The sequence below is a fragment of the Klebsiella sp. C239 genome, assembly GCF_048822715.1.
Taxonomy (GTDB): Bacteria; Pseudomonadota; Gammaproteobacteria; order Enterobacterales; family Enterobacteriaceae; genus Klebsiella; species Klebsiella quasipneumoniae.
In genome coordinates, this window is sequence record NZ_JBMEZK010000004.1 from 17,350 (window position 1) to 34,070 (window position 16,721).

The window sequence follows — 16,721 nt, forward strand, 5'->3', positions numbered from 1 at the left end:
GGCGGACATGATTGGGAAACTATTATTCAAGGGGATGATAGCAGGCATTCTGGCTGGACTGGTGGCATTTGCCTTTGCACACCATTTCGGCGAGCCGCAGGTCGATCGTGCTATTGGGATTGAAGACAGTCTGGCCGCTCATACACACCAACACAGCGCGTCGGCTGATGGCGGTGAAGAAGAGGTGTTTAGCCGTCAAACCCAGTCCGGGATCGGGCTAATGGCCGGTATGGTGCTGTTCGGCGCAGCGCTGGGCGGCAGTCTGGCACTGAGCTGGGCCTTTAGCTATCAGCGCTTCGGACCATCGAACCCGCGTCTGTTAGCGTTATGCCTGGCGCTGGTCGGCTTTCTGGTCATGAGCCTGATGCCTGGTCTGAAATACCCACCCAATCCGCCTGCAGTCGGTAACCCGGATACCATCGGCTATCGTACCGAACTGTACTTCGTCATGATGTTGCTTTCCATCGGCATTGTCATCGCGGCCGCGTGGTTATCACATCAGCTAATACCGCGCCTTGGCAGAGGAAATGCGATGATGTGGGCAATGCTGTTCGCTATGGCGCTGATGCTCATGGTTTGTGCCCTGATGCCGACAGTGAACGAAGTGCCCGAACACTTCCCGGCGGACCTCCTATGGCGTTTCCGTATTAGCTCCTTCGGCACGCACCTGGTGCTCTGGAGCGTCATCGGTGTGGCGTTCGGTGCCTTAGCCGAACGTACGCCGGCGACACGTGCGCAACGCCCAGCCTTCCGCCGCGGCTAACATCATGAGAGCGTCGCTAACGCTGATTTGTCAGGGAGAAACGGCAGCGTCCAGTGGTTCACATTTCCCCTGTGATGCCCCTCTGAAGGCACGGGAATGGCAACGGGCGCGTCAGTTACAAAGCCGTGTCGCCCGTTGTCACCGCGTCTGGATCTCCCCGGAGACCGCCGCCCGACAAACTGCCGCAGCGCTCTCTTTACCGGGGACCCCGGTAATGGAGCTGGCGGAGCCCGACTACGGCATCTGGGCCGGTCGGCCATTACGTGAGGTGATGACGCAAGACGCCGACGCTTTCCTGGCCTGGCTGGAGGGTGAAGCGCCGCCGGGCGGAGAATCACGTGTTCAGCTGTTGGCGCGCTGTGGCCGCTGGCTGACAAAACACGTCGATATTCAAGGACGACACTGTGTAATTGCGTCTGCCTCCACTATCCGTGCCATGATCCTCGCCGTTCTCGGCGCCCCACTTCACTCATTTGCACGTATTGACGTCCACTCGCTCAGCATCACCGAGTTGCGCAGTGACGGACGGCGCTGGAATTATTGTTTATTAAGAGATGACATAAATGGCTAATGCTCGACGGTGTCCCGCTGAAGCCATCAGCAAGTAAGCGCCTTTGGCCATGGATGGCTCCATCTACTTGTCCTGCATCGCTAAACCCAATGCCATAGGACCGCTCAGCCCCCTTCACGACCGGTCCTGCGCAAAAAAGTAAACCTTCCCTGACCATGATTATTTATACTCAGAAAACAGGTCATTAAGAAAGGAAGCCACGCGTTGAAATGGGTAACCTGGTTAAAACGTATCGTGTTGTCCCTGCTGCTGTTGATTGTTGGCGCTCTGGGACTACGCGTTTATGACATTCAGCGCGGGCCCGATCTGCAGCTCTGGCATACCTGGGTTCCGCATGAAATGGGCGCGGATGAAATCGACAATGCTGACTGGAACGATTACCTCCAAAAAGAGAATGCGCTCTTCGGTGAGGTAAAACGCCAGGTTTCCGATAAGCTGGACGCTGAACAGCAAACCGAACTGAATCGTTACTACAGTCACAGCCCCATCTATCCGGAATCGTTTCCCACCAACTGGAATCGGTCATACATTATGATGCCGGATGGCAAACCGAGAGGCGCTGTGGTGTTGCTGCATGGTCTGACGGATACACCCTACAGTCTGCGGCATATCGCCGAAAATTACCGGCAACAGGGTTATGTCGCCATCGGTATCAGGTTACCGGGCCACGGGACGGTACCCGCCGGGCTGACCGACGTGGACTGGCAGGACTGGCTGGCCGCCACGCGCCTGGCGGTGAGAGAAGCGAAACGACTGACGGGTCATGATGCGCCCCTGCATATCGTCGGATTTTCCAACGGCGGCGCGCTGGCAATGAAGTATTCGCTGGACGCGCTGGATAATGCCGGACTGGCAAAACCCCAGCGGGTGATCCTGATTTCTCCGATGATCGGTATTACCCGCTTCGCGCGCTTTTCCGGCCTCGCGGGCTGGCCCGCGTTTCTTCCCGCCTTCTCGAAAGCCGCATGGTTAAACATCATGCCTGAGTTTAATCCGTTCAAATATAACTCCTTCCCGACGAACGCCGCCCGTCAGTCGTTTCTGCTGACCAAAGCGCTGCAAAAGCAGATAGTGACGGATTCGAGAAATCATAGGCTTAACAGCTTACCGCCGGTATTGACCTTTCAGTCCGTTGTGGATTCAACGGTCAGTACGCGGGCGATCGTGACGGCGCTGTATAACCGCTTGCCGGATAATGGCAGTGAAATTGTCCTGTTCGATTTAAATCATGCGGTCAGGTTTAATTCATTATTACGCCGGACGTCTTACACCGCGCTGGCGCGGTTGCTGCCCGCGGCGCCGCGGGCTTATCAAACCACGATCATCACTAACGCCAATTCCGCCAGTACAGAGATGGAAATTCGCACCACCCGCGCCGGGAAAACAGACACCACGGTGGAAAAGCTGCAGGGAATGCACTATTTACCGGACGTCTACTCTCTTTCTCATGTCGCGCTCCCCTTCCCCTTGAGCGATTCGCTGTACGGGCGCTATCCCCATCCGCTGAATCAATACGGGATCAGCCTTGGCACGTTTGCAGCTCGCGGTGAGCGTTCTGTGCTGGTTGTGGGTCTGGACTCGCTGATGCGCCAGTCTTCCAATCCGTTCTTTCCCTATATGATCAAGCGCATTGACGAAGGGATCGACACTCGCCCGGCGCTCTCCGGAAAATAACTCCCCTCTGGATAAGTGGCCGCCGAGGCCACTTTTTCCTGAGGGTGCTACACTATGCTTTCGCCGACGTCGACAGCCACTGATATATCGAGGACAGGTCCTGCCCGGCAAATCCCGCATCCGCCGCCTGCTGCCACAGTTCGGCGATGTTATCCAGTCCCGGCATGGTGTGCGGCTCGGACAGGGACAAGGCCAGCCGGGCATCTTTCAGCGCATGCGCCAGCTGCATCTGCGGCGCGAATTGCTCATTGGCGATGGCGTCCAGTTTGACTTTGACATAGGGCGCCGCCAGCGGGCCGCCCTCCAGGGCGCTCCACAGCTGGTCGGGGGTAAAGCCCAGCGTCTTCGCCAGCTGTGCGCTTTCCGCGATGCCCTGCATCATCGCAATCAGCCAGGCATTGAGGACCAGCTTCATTTTCTGGCTGTTGCCCGCCTCGCCAAACCACTGCGTCCCACGTGAGATAGCGGCAAATACCTGTTCCGCCGGGCTACACTTTTCACGATCTCCGCTGGCGAGCACCAGGATCTGCGCCTTCTCCGCCGGGGCTTTGGTCCCTGAAACCGGGGCATCGACGAAGGTCATCGCCGGCTGACGCTCCCGCAACAAAGCGATAGCCTCCTGGGTCTCCGCCAGGCCGATGGTGCCCATCTGGCAATAGATCGCCTGCGGCTGACAGGCAGGCGCTATTTGCGCCAGTACCTGCAGGGTAGCCTGACCATCGGCGAGCATACTGATGATCACCTCGGCATCGGCCACCGCCTGCTGCGGCGTGGCGTGCAGGGATAATCCCTGCGCCTGTAAATCCTCGCCGCGCGCTGGCGAACGGTTCCAGCCCGCGACGGTAAAGCCCTTCTTCAGCAGATTGCTGGCAAAAGCGTGTCCCATGGCGCCGAGTCCCAGCACCGCGACTTTTGGTAATGTACTCATCTTGTCTGTCCTGATTCGCGTGTTAATAAATGGCGGACGTCTACTATCGCATCTCTGGCACGGATGTCAGTAGCAATAACCGCCATATAAAGTGACACTGTCACTATATGATAGCCACGTTTATCGCGGCTCAGGGCTGGCGGAGCCACTCCAGCAAGCGGCGCATCGCTGGCGACAGGCGTTCGTCATCCTGATAGCACAGGCACAGCCGACGCAGCGCCCAGCGATCCTGCAATGTGATAACGGCGAACCGGTAGCGAGGCAGGTAGCGTTCAGCAATAACGCGCGGCAGGATCGCCGCGCCGGCGCCGTGAGCCACCATCTCGCAAAGCCCTTCAAAATGGCTCATCCTGATACGGACGTTCAGCGCCTGGCCGAGTCCGGCGGCCTGCTCTTCGATATGCTGCTGCAGCGCGCTGGTCTGATAGAGCGCGACCAGCGGCTCATGGATGATCGTTGCGAAAGCCACCTCGGCGGCGTCACTCAAGGCATGGGCCGGCGGCACGATCAGCACCAGGGGATCCTCCGCGACGGGCTCCAGGCGCAACGGCCCGGGGTCGACCGCATCGGACACCACCCCGACCTGCGCCACGCCAGCCAGAATGCTGCTGACAATATCTGCGCTGGTGCGCTCTTCGGTGTCGATCTGTATCCCGGGATGCGCGGCCATCCACGTGGCGAGCTTGCCTGGCAGAAAAGCCGACATCGCCGAGGTATTGGCAAACAGGCGCAGCGTGCCCTGCTGACCGCGGGCGAAGGCGTGCATCGCCTGGCGCAGACGCCGCTGCTGCTCTAACAACGGACGCGCATGGCGCGCCAGCACCTCCCCGGCCTCGGTCGTTGTCACCCCCCGGGCATGACGGTGCAGCAGCGGCACACCGACCTCCGCCTCCATTTTTCGCAGCCTTTCGCTGGCGGAGGCCAGCGCCAGATGGGCCGCCGCCGCCCCGCCGGTAATGCTGCCGCTATCCACGATGGCGATAAACAGTCGCAGATCGGCGAGATCCAGTCGCATAAGCCCTCCTTTCCCTTCGGTTTTACCGTAGCATGCGGGCAACATACCGCATTGTCTACCCGGCGACCAGCTGTTTCAATGCCCTTCTCTGAGCCGATAAGTGAGCCATGATGTTTGATCTTCACACTCTCTGTTTACTGCTGATCTTTATCGCCGCCGGGCTGGTCAAAGGGGTGACCGGCATGGGACTGCCCACCGTGGCGATGGGCCTGCTTGGCCTTCTGATGCCGCCACCGGCCGCGGCGGCCCTGCTGGTGCTCCCCTCGCTGTTAACCAATCTCTGGCAACTGCTGGCAGGCCCCGCGCTAGCGCAGATTGTGCGTCGCCTCTGGTTAATGATGACCGGGATGATTATCGGCACGCTGGCGGGATCGTCACTGCTCATCCACCTGAACCCGCGGTGGTCGTCGCTGGCGCTGGGCGTCGTGCTGATAGCTTATGCCGGATACGCGCTCCGTGGTCCGGCGGTGCAGGTTTCCGCCCGCGTGGAAAAGCGCCTGTCGCCGCTGATGGGCGGACTGACCGGACTGATCACCGGGGCGACCGGGGTATTCGTTATTCCGGCGGTGCCCTGGCTGCAGGCGCTGGGCTTTCGTCGCGACGAGCTGGTCCAGGCCCTGGGACTGTCGTTCACCCTCTCCACTCTGGCGATGGCGGCCGGCCTCTCCCTGCACGCAGGCTGGCGCGCAGAGTCGCTGCTGCTGTCGACGCTGGCGCTGTTGCCCGCGCTGCTCGGCATGTGGCTGGGACAGCGGATCCGCTCGCGTCTCAGCCCGCAGCGCTTTCGTCAGGGCTTTCTGTTGTTCCTGCTGGCGCTGGGGCTGGAACTTGTCCTCCGGGGGCTGCTGGGGGGATCGGCCTAGCGGCGGGTAATGTGCTTCACATTGTATTTACTGGTGTTCTGGTAGATCTCTGAGAAATCAACGATCGTCCGGTTCTGGGCGTAGCTGACAGACTGCACCCGTAGCAGGAGACTGTTAGGCGCCACCTGCAGCAGCTCCGCCTGCTCGCGGGTCGCCAGCACCGGCGTATAGCTGCGGTGGCTCTCGATAATGGTGATATGGCACTCTTTTTTGAAATAGTTGAACTTAGACTGCTCAAGGTTACCCACGCTGAGCCACGGAAAAGCGGCGTACGGAATGTAGCTGTTCTCCACCAGGATCGGGACCTCATCAATCAGGCGCAGCCGCCTGACGTAGTAGACTTTCTCTCCCGGCTGGATCTTTAACTGCTGGGCAATGGCCGGCGGGGCGTCAAGCAAGGTGAACTCAATGACCTTATTACGGTAGTTGGTGACCCCCACCACCTGCATCTGGTAGTTAAACCCCTCCAGCTCGCCGCCATGATAGTTACTCTTACGCACAATGCAGGTTCCGCTGCCGTGCCGTCGGGCGATCAGCTTTTCCTCCTCCAGTAGCGCCAGCGCTTTGCGCAGCGTCATCACCGAGACCTGCAGCTCCGCAGCGAGCGCTTTTTCGCTGGGCAGCATATCCCCGACGGCGTAGTCGTCGCTGTTGATACGGGCCTTCAGTTCGGTGGCAATCTTTTTATAAATCACTTTTAGATGTCTCGTTGAGATGGAGGGTGTGGGAAAGAACGATAAATAACGCATTGTATTTACAGATAATAGTTAACTTTTACGCGAGAGATAAGACGTTAACTCATCTATAAAAATGGTTATATTTATATATCTCTCCTGCAACAATATATATGACTTTCGTCACAGATGGCCTTTTTCCTGCTCGGGATCCCGGTGGTCTGCTCCTAGTCTGATAAGCCTATTGATCAGGTGATGACAGCGGGCTATGAAGACGAGAGGACAACCATGATTGGCGTAAAAAAGCTTCAGGACTTTTCCAAGGCGATGATCGGGCCGGTGCTGTATCTGCCGGCTATCGGCCTGTTGATCGCCCTGTTCAGCATGACCACCAACCGGCTGTGGGTGGATGAAAGCAGCGGGATCTATCTGTTAGGGAAATTCGTCTCCAGCATGCTCTGGGCGCTGATGAACAATCTCGGGTTTCTGTTCTGCCTCGGGCTGGCAAGCGGTCTGGCGAAAACCCGCAAAGCCGAAGCCGCTTTCGTGGCGGCCATGACCTGGCTGGTCTACCTGGCGGCGAACAACAGCTGGCTGACCCTGACCCATCGCCTGGCGACCGGGGCCACCAACGCGCAACTGTATGGCAGCGGACAAACCTACATCTTCGGTTTTCAGGTTATCGATATGGGCGTGTTCCTCGGTATTATCCTTGGCTGCGCTGTCGCCTTTGTTCACAATCGCGTGATCGGCATCGAATTTCGCGGCGCGCTGTCGATCTACGGCAACAGCAAGCTGGTGCTGATCGTGATGCTGCCGCTGGTGGGCCTGTTTGCTATCGCCACCGTCTATCTCTGGCCGGTGGTGGAGCTGGGCATCTCGGCGCTGACCGGCTTTATGAAATCGTTTGGCGCCATCGGGGTCTTCCTGTACGGCTTCCTCAACCGGTTCCTGATCCCCACCGGGCTGCATCATCTGATCTGGTCGCCGTTCGTCTTTACCTCTATCGGCGGTCAGCTGCTGATTGATGGCCAGACCGTCATTGGCGCCAAGCCTATTTTCCTCGCCGAAATCGCCCGTCATCCCGTTGACGCGCTCAGTGATTCCGCCCGCTTTTTAACCTATGGGATGGTGAAGATTTTTGGCACCGCCGGGATGGCGCTCGCCTTCTACCGCACGGCGAAACCGGAGAATAAACAGCGACTCAAAGTCACGCTGATCCCCTTAATTGTCACCTCAGTGCTGGTGGGGATCACCGAACCGTTTGAGTTTCTCTTTATCTTCACCGCCCCGCTGCTGTGGCTTATCTACTCCCTGCTGGACGGTTTCTTCCAGATGCTGGCCTGGCTGCTTCACGTGCGGGTCTGCGCCACAAACGGTCTTATCGATTTTGTCGTCTATAACCTGCCCGCCGGCGCCAGCGTGACGCGCTGGCCGGTATTTGTCCTGCTCGGCCTGCTGGAAACCGCCACCATGTACCTGGTCGGCACCTTCTGCATTACCCGCCTGCGAATGCTTACCCCGGGGCGCGAAGCCGCTGCCGATGCGGCGTCTTCCCCACAGACGGATCAGGCGCATGGCGATTCAGACAGAGGCGCGCTGGTGATTGCGGGGCTGGGCGGTAAAGAGAATGTTTGTACGGTGGAAAACTGTTTTACCCGTCTGCGGGTCGATGTGCGCGACCCTGCTCTCATCCAGCAGACGCTGTTGAAAGAGAGCGGCGGGAGCAGCGTGCTGATTAAAGGCAATCATGTCCAGGTGATCTATGGCCTGGGGGTTAACAAAATTCGAACGGCGGTCAACGCCAGTCTGGGTGTAACTGAATAACGAGGTGGTAAATGAAAGATAACTTTGTGGTCACGATTGCCGGCGGCGGGAGTACCTACACGCCAGGGATTGTCATGATGCTGCTGGAAAATATGGCGCGCTTTCCCCTGCGGGAGATCCGTCTGTACGATAACCATCACGAACGTCAGAAGACCATCGGCGACGCCTGCGCCATTCTGGTGGCTGAACGCTTCCCGCAGGTGAAGTTCAGCTATACCACCGATCCGCAGGCGGCCTTCACCGACGTTGATTTTGTGATGGCGCATATTCGCGTTGGCCTGTATGAGATGCGGGAAAAGGATGAAAAGATCCCGCTGAAATATGGCGTGCCGGGCCAGGAAACCTGTGGGCCGGGGGGGATCGCCTACGGTATGCGCTCGATTGCCGGCGTACTGGAGCTGGTCGATTATATGCAGCAGTACGCCCCGGGGGCGTGGATGCTCAACTACTCCAACCCGGCGGCCATCGTCGCGGAAGCGACCCGTCGCCTGCGTCCCGACGCGCGCATTATCAACATCTGCGATATGCCGGTGGCCATCGAGGGGCTGTTTGCCGACATCCTCGGTCTGCCGTCCCGCAAGGCACTGAACGTCCGCTACTATGGCCTGAATCATTTTGGCTGGTGGACCAGCATCACCGATAAAGCCGGTAACGATCTGATGCCGGCGCTGAAGCGTCACGTGGCGGAGCAGGGTTACAGTAGCCCAAAAGAGGATTTTCAGCATAAGGCGCCGAGCTGGATCGAGACCTTTAAAAAGGTGAAGGATGTGTTTGCCCTTGATCCCCTGACCCTGCCTAACACTTACCTGAAATACTACCTCTACCCTGACTACGAGGTGGCGCACTCTGACCCGGACTTTACGCGGGCCAACGAGGTGATGGCCGGGCGTGAAAAAGAGGTCTTCGATATGGCCCGGGAGATCACCCGTCGCGGCACCGCGGAAGGCGCGCATTTCCACGCCGGGGCCCATGCCACTTTCATCGTCGACCTCGCCTGCGCCATCGCCTTTAACACCCAGGAGCGGATGCTGTTGATCGTGGAGAACAACGGGGCGATCGCCAACTTTGACGAAACGGCGATGGTGGAAGTCCCTTGCCTGGTGGGCGTCAACGGCCCAGAACCGCTGGCGATGGGAAAAATCCCTTCGTTCCAGAAAGGGTTGATGGAGCAGCAGGTGGCGGTGGAGAAGCTGGTGGTTGACGCCTGGATCGAGGGCAGCTACCAGAAACTGTGGCAGGCCATCACCCTGTCGAAAACGGTGCCCAGCGCCGCGGTGGCGAAAGCGATCCTCGATGAGCTGATCGTCGCCAACGAAGGTTACTGGCCCGCGCTGCACTGATTTTTTGCCGCAACCCTGCCGGGAGACCTTCTCTCCGCAGGGTTATCAGCGGCACCCGTCCCGCGATACCTGCCTCATAACCTTCCTTCGGCACAGACGCGTCAATGGCCTGCGCTACCCCCTCCAGACCGACGCCCCAGAGTCGCCAGCCACGCTTTTCCCTAATCGGAGTAATGAAATATAAATTCTATTCTTCGATATTATGGCGTAAAAATGTGATCTGCGTTGTATTCTTTGAGTTACATTAACCCACTGAAAACAACATCATTGTTACTCACTCGCAAAATTAACCCCCTTTTCATGGGGATATCGCGCTGCATGCCATTGTGATTGGCTTCATGTATTTACCTTCCTGCAACACTGATTTGAAATTAAATTTTCATAATGTGATCTTGTAGCATGCTCGTTCCATTTCTTTGTGCCATATTCTTATCACAGTAAATCGCCGGAACGACAGCAACATGCCACACCAGGGCGCTGTCCTGCCGACGCACTGAAGACCGCTAACCCCGAAAAGGAGAACGGATATCGACAACATCCATATCACCACCAAGCCGTAAACCTCTTTGACCGCCATTGCTTAGCGTACCCTGCCATGTGCTGAGCAATTACACAAAGAAGAAAATCATTTAATTCAGTTAGATACGACAACACAGGCGTGATAAATCCTGACTGGGGAGATGTATTTTTATCTTGTGTCGTTCAACAAAATAAAGGGACTACCATGTCATTTATAACAAACCTGAACCAGCAACAGAGAAAACGACTTCATCAGATCACCTTAGTGGCCACCTTCGGCGGCCTGCTTTTCGGTTACGACACTGGCGTTATCAACGGCGCCTTTTCCTCACTGAAGCAGTACATGGCGCTGACCCCGACCACCGAAGGGCTGGTGATGAGCGTCCTGCTGGTCGGCGCCGCGCTGGGCAGCGTGTTTGGCGGCAAGTTTGCCGACTACTTCGGCCGGCGCAAATACTTACTCTTCCTCTCCTTTATCTTTCTCATCGGCGCCCTGCTTTCCGCCGCGGCTCCCGATATCACCACCCTGCTGATTGCCCGCGCCCTGCTGGGCTACGCCGTCGGCGGCGCCTCGGTTACCGCTCCGACCTTTATTTCTGAAGTGGCGCCCACCGAGATGCGCGGCAAGCTGACCGGCCTGAATGAAGTCGCCATCGTTATCGGCCAGCTGGCGGCGTTTGCCATTAACGCGATCATTGGCATCATCTGGGGCCATCTGCCGGACGTCTGGCGCTATATGCTGTTGGTGCAGGCGATCCCCGCTATCTGCCTGTTTGTTGGTATGTGGCGCGCGCCGGAAAGTCCGCGCTGGCTGATCAGCAAAAACCGCCACGAAGAAGCGCTGCATATTCTCAAACAGATCCGCCCGGCGGAACGCGCACAGAAAGAGTATGACGACATCTCCACCCTGATCAAAATTGAAGCCGGCAATAAGTACAGCACTCAGAACACCTTCACCACTATCCTCACAACGCCATGGATCCTCAAAATTTTGCTGGTGGGCATTACCTGGGCCGCACTGCAGCAAACCACCGGGGTGAACGTCATTATGTATTACGGTACGGAAATCCTGAGTGCCGCCGGCTTCTCAGAGCGTACCTCGCTGATCTGTAACGTGCTGAACGGTGTCTTCTCCGTCGGCGGTATGCTGATTGGCGTGCTGTTCCTTGTCGACCGCTTCAAACGTAAGACGATCATCATCTACGGCTTCGCCATTATGGCCACGCTGCATCTGATTATCGCCGCGGTCGACTACACCCTGGTGGGCGATCTGAAAGCCACCGCTATCTGGCTGCTGGGCGCGCTGTTCGTCGGCGTGATGCAGGGCTCGATGGGCTTTATCACCTGGGTGGTATTAGCTGAGCTGTTCCCGCTGAAATTCCGCGGACTGTCGATGGGGATCTCGGTATTTTTCATGTGGATCATGAACGCGGTAGTCAGCTACCTGTTCCCGCTGCTGCAGGCGAAACTGGGCCTGGGGCCGGTCTTCTTCATCTTCGCGGCCATCAACTATTTGGCGATTCTGTTCGTGGTGTTCGCCCTGCCGGAGACCTCCAATAAATCGCTGGAGCAGTTAGAAGCAGAGCTGTCAGCGAATCATGAGGATAAAAAATCCACTCGTCTCACCAGGGAGGTTGGCTATGATCGATAACATCACGCTGGATAATCTGCACATCGGCTGCAAGGCCAGTAATAAAGCGGAAGTCATCGCCATGATTGGCGCGGAGTGTAAAGCCAAAGGCTATGTCAATCAGGAGTGCGTTCACTTTCTGCTGGAGCGTGAACATCAGGTTTCCACTTTTTTGGGCAATGGCATCACCCTGCCGCATCTGCCGAAATCAGCGACGGATATCATCCTCAAAACCGGGATTGAGATCTTTCAGTTTCCTGATGGCGTTATCTGGGATCGCGGCAACGTGATGTTTATTGCCATTGGCGTGATTGCGAAAGAGAAAGAGCATATTGACGTGCTCAAAGAAATTGCCTCGATATTCAGCGATGAGCTGATCGCGAATGCGCTGTCATTAATCTCTGACAAAAATGACTTCCTGAAGATCCTCCAGCATAACGCACTGCCCCATTAAGTGCGCCACCGGCCGGGGCGCAGCCCCCGGCCCCTCCATTTATTGGTCTTGCAGCAAACAGACATTGCGAAAAATCTAATTTTCCCCGTTATCACGTCAATCACAATAATAACTGGGGAAATTAACGCATATTAAATTGCTATCATATCTATTTATTATGCGCCCCCTTATCTGATTCACTAAAATCACCAATAAAAACATAATCTTAAGCATCAAAATAGTGTTTTAACCTCTGTTTTGTCAATCAGGCTGCGAGTGCCTCGCGCCAGTAATTCCTGCGCTATCCCATTAGTTTTGATTTAAATCAATACCTCTTCCGTGGTTAAAATGCATTTTACAGCGCGATTATTTTGGCAAGGTGTATACGACATTGGTTTTACGATTTGGATATTTATTTAGCCGGCCCGCAAGCCTGTGGGGATGGCTGATGTGTAACGCGCTTAACGGTATCGCTATCGTCCTTTGCTTTCGCGGGATAAGCGTCGTGACAGGCTATCGTCAAGCGGTCTGGCAGGTCATCATCACGCTGGCTATTATTATATCGACCTGGTATAGCGCTAATTATTTCGCCGCCCTGGAAGCGCGGCGCGACAGACGACGCTTTCTGCTGCTGGCCTGGGTGGTCATGACCATTCTGTTGAATTTCATTCACCTGAGCGGTGGTGAATACCGTTATTAAAGGAGCATGCCCATGACGCTGGCGATGCTGTGGGTGCTTATCACTCACCATAAAGGGCTCGCGCTCTTGCTGGTCGTGATAATTGCACTGCTGTTTATTGCGCTTACCCCGCTGGTCAAAAAACTGCTGAGCACCCTTCACGATCGTTCCTGACCTTTCTCCCATGGCCGCCAACAGGCGGCTATCTCTTCTCCTGTTGGTCTGATTGGGGTCAGTTTGGATATCGAAAATTATTGTACGTTAAGGTTATTTTTTGACCTTTCTACTTTAGCGGGCCTCAGCCGGCGAAACTTACCGGAAGCCGGTATTCGGTTGCTTTTCCATATATAATCACCTGTCGGATTGATGTGTTCCCAGCCTAACGGGGACAAATGCGATAGTAGTTGCTCGTTGATCTTTACCCCTTTGCGCTTCAGGGCATCGACCGCTCTTTCCATATAGACGGTATTCCACAGGGATATGGCAGCCGTCAGCAGTGTCAGTCCGCTGGCGCGATAGCTCTGATTTTCCGGTTTTCTGTCCCTGATTTCTCCCAGCCGGTGCATAAATACCGCACGCGCCAGCGCGTTACGGGCTTCGCCTTTATTCAGCCCTGCCTGTACCCGCCGACGCAGAGCCGGATTGCGGAACCAGTCGAGCATAAACAGCGTTCGCTCAATGCGGCCAATTTCTCTCAGTGCTTTGGCAAGTCCGTTTTGCTTAGGGTAGCTGGCTAGCTTTTTCAGCATCAGAGATGCTGTCACGGTTCCCTGCTTTATCGAGGTCGCCAAACGCAGCACTTCACGCCAGTGAATTTCGATCTCGTTCAGATTCAGACTGGCCGTTGATATCAGTGACTGAAGCGCCGGGTACTGGTCCGCTTTCCCTTTGATAAATAGCTTCTTGTCGTGGAGATCCCTGATTCGTGGACAGAACGCAAATCCCAGCAGATGCATCAGGGCAAAGACATGATCGGTGAAACCCGCGGTATCGGTGTAATGCTCCCTGATTTCCAGGTCACTTTCGTGGTACAGCAGGCCATCTAGCACATGGGTTGAATCCCTGACCCGACTGATTATACAGGTGTAAAACGGGCTGTATTGATCCGATATATGGGTATAAAACTGACGCCCAGGCTCCTGCCCATATTTCGGGTTAACCTGCCCTGCGTAGCGGCCTGAGCTGCCTGTTCTGAAATTCTGTCCATCTGATGATGACGTTGTCCCGTCTCCCCAGAATGCCGCCAGTGGTCTTTTCCCCTGCGCGTTTACCAGCTCTGCGAGGGCTGCTGAATAGGTTTCGTCACGGATGTACCATGCCTGGATATCTTCCAGTGATGATTTGGTGCTTCCGGGGCAGGCTTCCGCCAATTACTGGCGTTCTGATGAAGTCCGCTGCGTGCCAGAAGCGAACATTCATTTACCATCTAAACTCTAATTTAGATGCTGCTCTTTATTATCTTATAGCTGTTTGCGAGTTGAATAGCGTAGCTCATCAACCAGCAAGCTAAATGCTGGCGTTGGCTGGCGGTGGCTTGGATAGTAAAGATGGTACCCGGAGTAAGGTTCACACCACTCTTCCAGAACGCGAACCAGTTGTCCGGATGAGATATAAGGTTCCAGCTGCCCTTCAGGAAGATACGCAAGACCCCGCCCTTCAAGTGCAGCTCTAAGTATCATGCTTCCTGTGTTGAAGACCAACTGACCATCAACCCGCACATTCAGCTCACGCCCGTCTTTCTCAAATTCCCACGCATAGAGTCCTCCATGACCGGAGAGTCGAAGATTAATACAGCTGTGATCGGTAAGTTCCTGTGGCGTACCTGGTACAGGTCTGTCATTGAAATAGGCTGGAGAACCGGCAACCGCCATGCGCATATCTGGTGCAATACGAACGGCAATCATATCCTTTGCAATGGTTTCACCAGGACGAACTCCAGCATCAAAACGGTCCCTCACAATATCGGTCAGACCATAATCCGTCAGGATTTCAACCTTAATATCCGGATAGGCTTTTACCAGGCGGGATACCGCCGGCCACAGAACTGACTCTGCTGCATACTCTGTTGCCGTAAGCCGTATCGTACCCGCAGGCTTATCGCGGAGTTCACTCAGCACCATTAACTGGCGCTGGATATCCTCAATTTGCGGCCCCACGGAGGCCATTAGCCGCTCTCCGGCTTCTGTGGGCACAACACGCCGGGTGGTTCGGTTGAGCAAGCGGAGGCCAAGCTGAGCCTCCAGCCCCCGAACCGTCTGGCTCAGTGCGGACTGTGAAATGCCCAGTCGTTTTGCCGCACGCGTAAAGTTTTGCTCCTTCGCAACCACCATAAACGCAGCAAGGTCATTGAGATTCTGATCGGACATTAAGAAGCTCTCCTTATAATTTCAATCTCATATTACCCTCTAATCACTTAATAAGTCCTCCGATATACTTTCTTCCGTTCACTAATTAATCAGGCCTGACGACTGTAATGCAATAAAAACGTCAGCATTCCCGATGCCACAATCCGGATTGCCGATGCGCCAATAATTTATGAAACAAGACGGCAGATAAACGGAGGTTAATGATGTGCGGAAAATGTGAAGACAACAGTCATCCGGACGCGCCAGCGTCCCCGACCCGGAGAAAGGTTCTGATGGCCGGGGCCGGCCTTGCTGCAGCATCAACGCTGGCGGTCATGCCGGGAAAGGTACAGGCACAGGAATCTGCCGCTCAGGCAGGTAATGGACCCTGGCGTGTTCGTGCCTGGGGCAACAGGGATCCGGAGGGGCCATTTGTTCCCCTGGAAATTCCCCGCCGGGCACTTCGTCCGAACGATGTCCTCATCGACATTATGTACTGTGCTATCTGTCATTCAGATATTCATATCGCCAGGCAGGAATGGGGGGCGCCTTACCCTGCCACCAATTATCCCTGTGTTCCGGGGCATGAGATCATCGGGCGTGTCGCCGCCATCGGAAGCGCCGTGACGAAATTCCGGCCGGGTGATATTGCGGGTGCCGGTGCCATGATTGATTCCTGCGGAGAATGCGAGAGCTGCGTTAACGATCTGGAACAGTACTGCCTGAAAGGCTGGACGCTGAATTTCAACTCGCCGGATAGAATTTCGGGCGGCTATAACTATGGCGGTTTTTCCCAGCGTGTGGTGATCCCCGAACGTTTTACCGTTCGCATCCCACCGGGAATGAATCTTGCCGCTGCGGCACCGTTAATGTGCGCCGGCATCACCACCTTCTCACCCCTTGAGCACTGGTCGGTTGAAGCCGGGCAACGGGTCGGGGTTATTGGCATGGGCGGGCTCGGGCATCTGGCCGTCAAGCTGGCCGTCGCGCGCAGGGCTGATGTTACGGTATTCACCACCACTCCAGGAAAAGTCACGGACGCGAAAAAAATGGGGGCCCGGGAGGCTGTTGTCTGGAACGATCCTGACGCCCTGAAGCCTTATGCGAACCAGTTTGATTTTCTTATATCAACGGTGCCGACGAGCGTCCCCACTCATCCGATTACTAATATGCTTCGCCTGGATGGTACCTACGTCATCGTCGGAGCCCGTGAACCGATAGAAGACGTCCGCGGTTCCGGGCTGTGGCTTCAGCGTCGGCAGGTCTCAGCATCACTGATGGGTGGCATGGCAGAAACTCAGGAGTTCATCGATTTCTGTGCCCGCCGTAACATTGTGGCCGATATCGAGCTGATAAAGCCCGACCAGATAGATCGCGCCTTTGAGCGAATCAAAGCAAAAGACATTCGTTATCGTTTTGTTGTGGACTTTACGTAAGCAGACACCCATTTAGCCGAAAGT

General features: G+C 55.9%; 15 protein-coding genes and 1 pseudogene. 11 read left to right on the forward strand and 5 right to left on the reverse strand.

Features of this window, described 5'->3' with window-relative positions:
- Positions 1 to 7 precede the first annotated feature (7 nt).
- The 3 genes from ACOI6Z_RS12305 (at position 8) to ACOI6Z_RS12315 (ending at position 3,008) form a co-directional block, all read left to right on the forward strand.
- Positions 8 to 763 (forward strand): CbtA family protein, encoded by a 756-nt coding sequence (locus tag ACOI6Z_RS12305; RefSeq protein ID WP_065812536.1) that lies wholly within the window; start codon positions 8 to 10, stop codon positions 761 to 763.
- Positions 764 to 767: 4 nt separating this feature from the next.
- Positions 768 to 1,334 carry a histidine phosphatase family protein gene (locus tag ACOI6Z_RS12310; RefSeq protein ID WP_064154773.1) on the forward strand — a complete coding sequence of 189 codons (567 nt, stop codon included), beginning with the start codon at positions 768 to 770 and terminating at the stop codon, positions 1,332 to 1,334.
- 204 nt (positions 1,335 to 1,538) lie between these two features.
- Entirely contained in the window at positions 1,539 to 3,008 is a 1,470-nt protein-coding gene (locus ACOI6Z_RS12315) for an alpha/beta hydrolase (RefSeq protein WP_065812535.1), read from the forward strand.
- Between the two features lie 52 nt (positions 3,009 to 3,060).
- Here the strand turns inward: ACOI6Z_RS12315 and ACOI6Z_RS12320 are convergent, their stop codons facing one another.
- The gene (locus tag ACOI6Z_RS12320; protein WP_050534232.1) at positions 3,061 to 3,936 is read right to left on the reverse strand and encodes an NAD(P)-dependent oxidoreductase; all 876 of its coding nucleotides are present in this window, start codon (positions 3,934 to 3,936) and stop codon (positions 3,061 to 3,063) included.
- A gap of 130 nt (positions 3,937 to 4,066) precedes the next feature.
- On the reverse strand, positions 4,067 to 4,951 hold the full coding sequence (locus tag ACOI6Z_RS12325) for a LysR substrate-binding domain-containing protein (protein WP_032452837.1): 885 nt from the start codon (positions 4,949 to 4,951) through the stop codon (positions 4,067 to 4,069).
- 110 nt (positions 4,952 to 5,061) lie between these two features.
- On the opposite strand from ACOI6Z_RS12325, the gene ACOI6Z_RS12330 reads away from it, so the two are divergent.
- Positions 5,062 to 5,814 carry a sulfite exporter TauE/SafE family protein gene (locus ACOI6Z_RS12330; RefSeq protein WP_044523184.1) on the forward strand — a complete coding sequence of 251 codons (753 nt, stop codon included), beginning with the start codon at positions 5,062 to 5,064 and terminating at the stop codon, positions 5,812 to 5,814.
- Here the strand turns inward: ACOI6Z_RS12330 and ACOI6Z_RS12335 are convergent.
- Positions 5,811 to 6,509, reverse strand: coding sequence for a GntR family transcriptional regulator (locus ACOI6Z_RS12335; protein ID WP_072413182.1), 699 nt, complete (start codon positions 6,507 to 6,509; stop codon positions 5,811 to 5,813). The genes ACOI6Z_RS12330 and ACOI6Z_RS12335 overlap by 4 nt on opposite strands.
- Before the next feature lie 267 nt (positions 6,510 to 6,776).
- Between ACOI6Z_RS12335 and ACOI6Z_RS12340 the strand changes: the two genes are divergently transcribed.
- The 6 genes from ACOI6Z_RS12340 (at position 6,777) to ACOI6Z_RS12365 (ending at position 13,090) form a co-directional block, all read left to right on the forward strand.
- Entirely contained in the window at positions 6,777 to 8,315 is a 1,539-nt protein-coding gene (locus tag ACOI6Z_RS12340) for a PTS transporter subunit EIIC (protein ID WP_243817076.1), read from the forward strand.
- A gap of 11 nt (positions 8,316 to 8,326) precedes the next feature.
- The gene (locus ACOI6Z_RS12345; RefSeq protein WP_023289677.1) at positions 8,327 to 9,655 is read left to right on the forward strand and encodes a 6-phospho-alpha-glucosidase; all 1,329 of its coding nucleotides are present in this window, start codon (positions 8,327 to 8,329) and stop codon (positions 9,653 to 9,655) included.
- A 724-nt stretch (positions 9,656 to 10,379) separates the two neighbouring features.
- Positions 10,380 to 11,825, forward strand: a complete 1,446-nt coding sequence (locus tag ACOI6Z_RS12350) for a sugar porter family MFS transporter (RefSeq protein ID WP_032452833.1) — start codon at positions 10,380 to 10,382, stop codon at positions 11,823 to 11,825.
- A complete protein-coding gene (locus ACOI6Z_RS12355; protein ID WP_032452832.1) occupies positions 11,815 to 12,258 on the forward strand; it encodes a PTS sugar transporter subunit IIA in 444 nt (147 codons plus the stop codon). The genes ACOI6Z_RS12350 and ACOI6Z_RS12355 overlap by 11 nt, the downstream gene beginning before the upstream one ends.
- Positions 12,259 to 12,685: 427 nt before the next feature.
- Complete coding sequence (locus tag ACOI6Z_RS12360) at positions 12,686 to 12,937, forward strand: hypothetical protein (protein WP_023289674.1); 252 nt, start codon at positions 12,686 to 12,688, stop codon at positions 12,935 to 12,937.
- A 12-nt stretch (positions 12,938 to 12,949) separates the two neighbouring features.
- Complete coding sequence (locus ACOI6Z_RS12365; protein WP_023289673.1) at positions 12,950 to 13,090, forward strand: hypothetical protein; 141 nt, start codon at positions 12,950 to 12,952, stop codon at positions 13,088 to 13,090.
- Between the two features lie 77 nt (positions 13,091 to 13,167).
- Here the strand turns inward: ACOI6Z_RS12365 and ACOI6Z_RS12370 are convergent.
- Both ACOI6Z_RS12370 and ACOI6Z_RS12375 read right to left on the reverse strand, forming a co-directional pair.
- A pseudogene (locus ACOI6Z_RS12370) lies at positions 13,168 to 14,286 on the reverse strand (Tn3 family transposase); the annotation flags it as partial.
- A 90-nt stretch (positions 14,287 to 14,376) separates the two neighbouring features.
- Positions 14,377 to 15,282, reverse strand: a complete 906-nt coding sequence (locus ACOI6Z_RS12375) for a LysR family transcriptional regulator (protein ID WP_064157624.1) — start codon at positions 15,280 to 15,282, stop codon at positions 14,377 to 14,379.
- Positions 15,283 to 15,482: 200 nt separating this feature from the next.
- On the opposite strand from ACOI6Z_RS12375, the gene ACOI6Z_RS12380 reads away from it, so the two are divergent.
- Entirely contained in the window at positions 15,483 to 16,697 is a 1,215-nt protein-coding gene (locus ACOI6Z_RS12380) for an NAD(P)-dependent alcohol dehydrogenase (protein WP_217332885.1), read from the forward strand.
- The last annotated feature ends 24 nt before the right edge of the window (positions 16,698 to 16,721 follow it).